The 6,339-nt window shown below is 67.0% G+C and carries 5 protein-coding genes and 4 pseudogenes; all 9 read right to left on the bottom strand.

Features of this window, described 5'->3' with window-relative positions; genetic code table 11:
• Positions 1-942, bottom strand: a complete 942-nt coding sequence (era, locus tag A3ES_RS0106785) for a GTPase Era (RefSeq protein WP_020386032.1) — start codon at positions 940-942, stop codon at positions 1-3.
• Positions 926-1,267, bottom strand: a complete 342-nt coding sequence (locus A3ES_RS0106790) for a cytidine/deoxycytidylate deaminase family protein (protein ID WP_020386033.1) — start codon at positions 1,265-1,267, stop codon at positions 926-928. The genes era and A3ES_RS0106790 overlap by 17 nt, the downstream gene beginning before the upstream one ends.
• A gap of 19 nt (positions 1,268-1,286) precedes the next feature.
• On the bottom strand, positions 1,287-2,597 hold the full coding sequence (locus A3ES_RS0106795) for a hemolysin family protein (protein WP_020386034.1): 1,311 nt from the start codon (positions 2,595-2,597) through the stop codon (positions 1,287-1,289).
• Between the two features lie 59 nt (positions 2,598-2,656).
• Positions 2,657-3,136: an rRNA maturation RNase YbeY gene (ybeY, locus tag A3ES_RS0106800; RefSeq protein ID WP_020386035.1), complete on the bottom strand. Its 480-nt coding sequence runs from the start codon at positions 3,134-3,136 to the stop codon at positions 2,657-2,659.
• Positions 3,133-3,435: pseudogene (locus A3ES_RS55940) on the bottom strand (PhoH family protein); the annotation flags it as partial. The pseudogene A3ES_RS55940 and the gene ybeY, both read right to left, overlap by 4 nt.
• A 276-nt stretch (positions 3,436-3,711) precedes the next feature.
• Positions 3,712-4,515 (bottom strand): annotated as a pseudogene (locus tag A3ES_RS56920) (LAGLIDADG family homing endonuclease); the annotation flags it as partial.
• A pseudogene (locus A3ES_RS55950) lies at positions 4,504-5,130 on the bottom strand (PhoH family protein); the annotation flags it as partial. The pseudogenes A3ES_RS55950 and A3ES_RS56920, both read right to left, overlap by 12 nt.
• 569 nt (positions 5,131-5,699) lie before the next feature.
• A complete protein-coding gene (locus tag A3ES_RS46460) occupies positions 5,700-6,110 on the bottom strand; it encodes a hypothetical protein (RefSeq protein ID WP_020386038.1) in 411 nt (136 codons plus the stop codon).
• A gap of 8 nt (positions 6,111-6,118) precedes the next feature.
• A pseudogene (locus A3ES_RS0106820) lies at positions 6,119-6,339 on the bottom strand (IS256 family transposase); the annotation flags it as partial.

Raw genomic sequence — 6,339 nt, forward strand, 5'->3', positions numbered from 1 at the left:
TCAGAACCCGAGTTTCCGCAGGTGCTTGGCGTCGGTCTGCCAGTTCTTGGCGATCTTGACGTGCAGGTCGAGGTAGACCGGCGTACCGAGCAGGGCTTCGATCTGGCGGCGGGCGTTGGCGCCGACCTCACGCAGCCGGGCCCCCTTGTGGCCGATCACGATGCCCTTCTGGCTGTCCCGCTCGAGGAAGATGTTCGCGTAGATGTCGAGCAGCGGCTTGTCTTCGGGCCGGCCCTCGCGCAGTCCCATCTCGTCGATGGTGACCGCGATCGAGTGCGGCAGCTCGTCCCGGACGCCTTCCAGCGCGGCCTCGCGGATCAGCTCGCCGACCAGGATCTCCTCCGGCTCGTCCGTGACGTCGCCTTCGGGGTAGAGCGGCTGGCCGTCCGGCAGAAACCTCACCAGCTCGTCGGCGACCACCTCGACTTGGTAGCCGGACGTCGCCGACACCGGGACGACGGACGCCCATTCGATGCCGACGGACTCCCCCAGGGTCTGGATCTCGGAGAGGTGCTCGACCATCCGCTCGGGCGCGACCAGGTCCGCCTTGGTCGCGATCGCGACCTTCGGGGTCTTGGCCACCTTGGCCGCCTCGGTGACCAGGAACCGGTCGCCCGGGCCGATCCGGTCGCTGGCCGGCAGGCAGATCCCGATCACGTCGACCTCGGCCCAGGTCGTCTTCACCACATCGTTCAGCCGCTCACCGAGCAGCGTCCGCGGCTTGTGCAGCCCCGGCGTGTCGACCAGGATCAGCTGCGCGTCGGCCCGGTGCACGATGCCCCGGACGGCGTGCCGCGTGGTCTGCGGCTTCGACGAGGTGATCACGACCTTCTGCCCGACTAGGGCGTTCGTCAGGGTGGACTTGCCCGCGTTCGGGCGGCCGACGAAACAGGCGAAGCCGGACTTGAACTCCGGCACCACGTTCTCAGGTGTGAACGACATCACGAACCTCTCCGCTGCCATCGGCAACGACTACCGGAAGGGCGGCTCCGCCGAAATAGCGGACCACCTCGACGTCGACGCCCGCCGCGTCGCCATCAGTGACCACGGCGGCGGCCTCGATCCCCTTCACCCCTGACGATACGGCCATCGCGACCGCAAGCTGCAGCGCGCTCAGCAGGACGGTGTCCAGCTGCACGGTGCAAGCGGCGTACGTCCGCCCGTCGGTGTCCCGTACTGCGGCGCCTTCGGCGGCGCGGGTGCGGGCCCGGGCGGCGCGCGCCAGGGTGACCAGTTTGGCGTCCTCGGCCGTGAGGTCGGCAGGCAAAGATGGCTCCAAGGGGGTTTCAGGCGGTCTGGTGACTGCTGTCCTGCGGCTGGTCGGCGGGAAGTCCGCGCCGAACCAGCACAGTACCGATCTGGTTGCGTCGGCCGGACGGCCGCTCCGCGGTGAGAGACAGTCCGAGTCTCTCGATCTCGACCTGGGCGCCGGGAATCGGCACCTTGCCGAGCAGTTTGGCCATCAGGCCGCCGACCGTGTCGACGTCGTCATCGTCCAGCGGTACGCCGAACAGCTCGCCGAGCTCGTCGATCGGGAACCGGCTGGAGACCCGGTAGGCGCCGTCGGACAGCGCCTGCACCGACTCCGGCGCCTCGTCGTACTCGTCCGTGATCTCGCCGACGATCTCCTCCAGGATGTCCTCGATGGTGACCAGGCCCGCCGTACCGCCGTACTCGTCGACGACGATCGCGACGTGCATCCGGGCCGCCTGCATCTCGCGCAGCAGCTCGTCCACCGGCTTGGAGTCGGGGATGTACATGCACGGCCGCATCACCGACTCGACCCGCTCGGTCGACTCGGCCGAGGCGTTGTCGTAGACGCGGCGCATCACGTCCTTGAGGTAGACGACGCCGACGATGTCGTCCAGCGACTCGCCCACCACCGGGATCCGCGAGTACCCGCTGCGCAGCGCCAGCGAGGTGAGCTGGCGCAGCTTCTTGTGCCGCTCGATGTAGACCATGTCGGTCCGCGGCACCATCACCTCGCGCACGATCGTGTCGCCGAGCTCGAAGACGGAGTGGATCATCTGCCGCTCGCCGGACTCGATCACCGACGACTTCTCGGCCAGGTCGACCAGCGCGCGCAGCTCGGCCTCGGTCGCGAACGGGCCCTCGGCGAACCCCTTGCCCGGGGTCATCGCGTTGCCGATCAGGATCAGCAGCTTCGGCAGCGGGCCGAGCACCCGGGTCAGCGCCATCACCGGACCGGCCGACAGGATCGCGAACCGGTCGGAGTGCTGCCGGCCGAGCGTGCGTGGCGCGACCCCGATGATCACGTAGGAGATCAGCACCATCAGGACGCCGGTGATCAGGATGTGTTCCCAGGTCACGGTGAACAGGTTCGACAGTGCCTGGGTGACCAGCACGATCGCGGTGATCTCGCAGCTCAGCCGGACCAGCAGCAGGGAGTTCAGGTAGCGCGGCGCGTCCGAGAGCAGGTCGCGCAGCTTCACCGCGCGCAGGTTGCCCTGCTCGACCTGGGTGTTCGCGCGCACCTTCGAGTACGACGACAGGGCCGCCTCGGCGCCGGCGAACAGCCCGGCGAGCAGAACGAGCACCGCAGCCACAACCAGCAGAACGCCGTCGTGGGAGGTCACTGGAACTTCACTCCTGTCCTAGGCGGTGTCTGATGCTTCCGCGCAGTAGGCGGTAGCCATCAGACATCGCCAAGCCTGTTTCCGGGTGCTCGCCATGCTTCCAGCAAACGGCCCTGGACATCCCACATCTCCGCCTTCTCGGCGGGTTCGGCGTGGTCGTAGCCGAGCAGGTGCAGGATGCCGTGCACGGTCAGCAGCTCCAGCTCGGCCCAGGTGCCGTGGCCGGCCTTCGCGCCCTGCGCGGCGGCGACCGTCGGGCACAGCGCGATGTCGCCGAGGTGCCCGAGCGGCAGGTCGGCCTCGTCACCGCCATCACCGCCGGGCCGCAGCTCGTCCATCGGCCACGACATCACGTCGGTCGGACCGGGCAGGTCCAGGAACTCCACGTGGTACCGCGCCATCGTGTCCTCGTCGACCAGCTTGATCGACAGCTCACACTCGGGGTGCAGGCGCAGCGACGACATCACGAACCGGCCCAGCCGCATCAGTCCGTGCGCGTCGATCTCGACCCCGGACTCGTTGTTGACCTCGACGTTCATCTCTTGAGCTCAGCGCTGCCTTCGAAGTTCTCGTAAGCCGACACGATCCGGCCGACCAGCTTGTGGCGGACCACGTCGTGGGCCGTGAGCCGGCAGAACGTCAGGTCCTGGACGCCTTCCAGGATCTCCTGGACGACGCGCAGTCCCGACCTCGTCCCGGTCGGCAGGTCGACCTGGGTGACGTCGCCGGTGACGACCATCTTGGAGCCGAAACCGAGCCGGGTGAGGAACATCTTCATCTGCTCCGGCGAGGTGTTCTGCGCCTCGTCGAGAATGATGTACGCGTCGTTCAGGGTGTTGTGGGTGACCAGGAAGTCGTCAGTCACATAGAGCGAGTCCGCCGCAGCGACCTGGATGCACAACGTCTCCTGCTCGCCCGCCGGTTCGATGCTGTCGATGAAGCGCATCGGACGACCTCCGCCGGTGCGACCGTAGAGCTCCATCTTGCGTCCCAGCCGGAACGGCGCAATGCCGGCCGGTAGACGGATGTCGATGACGTGAGCATCTGATCGGTGCTGCACATCGCGACCCAAGGCCCGGCCGGGTCGCCGACCCTCCGCGAGTCGAGTGTGGCTGTACGCGATGCCGCCCAGGGATCTGACAAGGAAGATCACATCGTCTCGCAACCGCCCCGAGGTGGTGCTGTACTGCACGCGGCAAGTTCGCCCTCGCTGCGGTACTGGACCACCATCTGTGTCGAGCAGGCCCTGGAGAACAGCTAGCCGCACGTCGGCCGATGTGTACAGATAGCTCTCGGGCACGAACTTGGTCGCCGAGGTCGCACCGGCGAGACCGAGTTCACGGATGACGGTCGTTACCGGATTGGCCACCCGCAGACCACCACGGCCGCCGTTCTTGTGCCGGAGCACGAAATCGTAGGTGCCCTTCGGCACCAGTTCGATGTCCTGCAAAGCCGACTCGAGTGCCTGGGCCAGCTCGGCATCGGCCGTGCTGAAGGTCGGAGTAGTACTTGTAGTAATACATCCGTCGCCGAGCAGTAGCCCCAGCGCATAAGGGTCCATTGCTACCTGTTGCGGCTCGAACGCGACTGGCTCGACCACCGGCAACTCGTAACGCCGAATGTATCCGCGGCGGAGCCGACCGATCATCTCCTGCGTCTCGAGAGTACGGGTGCGACCGCGACGCTTGTCCTCAGGCGTTGCAACAGTCCAGAGGTGTTCGCCGCAACACAGCGTCGAGGCGCCGTCCTGGGTCCGGACACGGAACACCTGTTTGCGACCCCGGGGATAAACACCCAACACAGGAGTTGGCAGCCCGTTCGACCCGACGACCAGGTCGCCGACCTGGAGCGAGCCGATCGCCCGGTACCCATTTGGCGTCAGGACCTGCGCGTCGTAGGGCTGCGCCCGCCCGCGCATATAGGCCAGCGGGGCGATCTCGATCGTGCCGGCCGTCATCAGCCGGGGGATCGACTCCGGGTCGAGCATGTCGTGCAGCGCGTCGTACAGCGGCCGCAGGTACGGGTCGATCTTTTCCGACAGCGTGCCGGGCAGGAAGCCCAGCCGCTCGCCGGCCTCGACGGCCGGCCGGGTCAGGATGATCCGGTTGACCTCTTTGGCCTGCAGCGCCTGGACCGCCTTGGCGACGGCCAGGTAGGTCTTACCGGTTCCGGCCGGGCCGATGCCGAAGACGATCGTGTTCTTGTCGATGGCGTCGACGTAGCGCTTCTGGTTCAGCGTCTTCGGCCGGATCGTCCGGCCGCGGCTGGACAGGATGTTCTGGGTCAGCACGTCGGCGGGACTCTCGGCCGTCTCGGCCTTGATCATCGCGATACTGCGCTCGACGGAGTCCGCGGTCAGCCCGTGACCGTTCCGGACGACGGCGATCAGCTCGTCCACCAGCCGCTCGGTCAGGGCCAGCTCGGCCGGCTCCCCGTTCATGGTGATCTCGTTCCCGCGGACCATGATGTCGGCGGTGAACTCCTTCTCGATGATGCGGAGGAACTCGTCCCGGGCTCCGAGCAGTGCCACCATGTCGATGCTGTTCGGCACGACGATCTTGTGGGACGCCTGGTGGCCGGCAACTGCTGCGCTGCGGTCAGCGCGCGCCGCATCCGGGTGCGACGGCTCGATACTGCGTGGCCTGGACAGCCTGTTCCTCCTGATGCCCGATGGTGTGACCCCACCAATGCTAGCCGTCCGTCCCGACAGCCTCACCCGATAAAACCCCGATCACTCCCGAACAACCCCCTGACCAGCGGTTTTATCCGTACTGCGCCCTCCGAGCCGAACGCTACCGGGCCCGGTAGACCGAGACACGGTCAGCGGTGCCCGCAGCATCGGCTCGAGGCTCTGGTCCATCAGGCGCTACGCGCTCCCCGCAGGCCCAGTTCGTGCGGCCGGAGTAGATGGCCGTCACCCAAGCTCGCGCTGACCGTCCCTGGGGCCCTCCCCCTGAAATTCGACGCACGCGGCCGCGCGATGGCGGACTATCACGCACCCGAACGCTAAGGGTGTGTACAGTAGGAGCTGCCCAGGGCAGTAGCCCTCGGGAAGTGAACCCGGCAGCCGGCCGGACGACCGGTGAGCCGGGTTTCGCATGTCTACAGGTCGGTGACCTCCACTACCCCGATCTTGCGGATGCGTTCACGCCAGGAACCCTTTGCCGCCCAGCACCACGCGACGGCATCCGCGATCCACAGCAGGCACTCCTCGTGCGCACGTAGATGGTCGTACTCGAGATCGCTATTGCTGACCCGCTTGGCGGCGAACAGCCACCGCCGGTCGTGGTCGACCAGCGACTCGTCCAGTTCAATAACGAGCTTCCGCGAACCCATCGCGGTGAGATCGGCGAACAGCCGCTCCAAACACAGTCGGCGAGCGTCGAGCTCCCGTAGGCCACTGGGGCCGACGTAGATCCGCGCAGTCGCTCCGGTGGCCCCGATCGCGTCGAGGATCTGCTTCTTCCGGGTCGAGCATGTCCCGAGTTGTGTGGAACTTGGGTGACGATCCACGGTGAACTCTAGGCGACGGCACCGACAGTTTCTGTGTGGTCGGTGGTGTCGGGGTGGGTGTGTCGGTGGAGGGCGGCGACGAGCTGTGGCATGTGTTTGTAGCCCTTGATGCGGCGGAAGGATCGTTCGGCGTTGAGCATGCCGGCCGCGGTCCAGCGCAGCACCATGTGCCCGTCGCGCCAGCGGGACACGTTGCGGTTGGTGGTTCGGGCGATCGAGATCATCGACT

The organism is Kribbella catacumbae DSM 19601 (genome assembly GCF_000372465.1).
In the GTDB taxonomy this organism is placed as follows: Bacteria; Actinomycetota; Actinomycetes; order Propionibacteriales; family Kribbellaceae; genus Kribbella; species Kribbella catacumbae.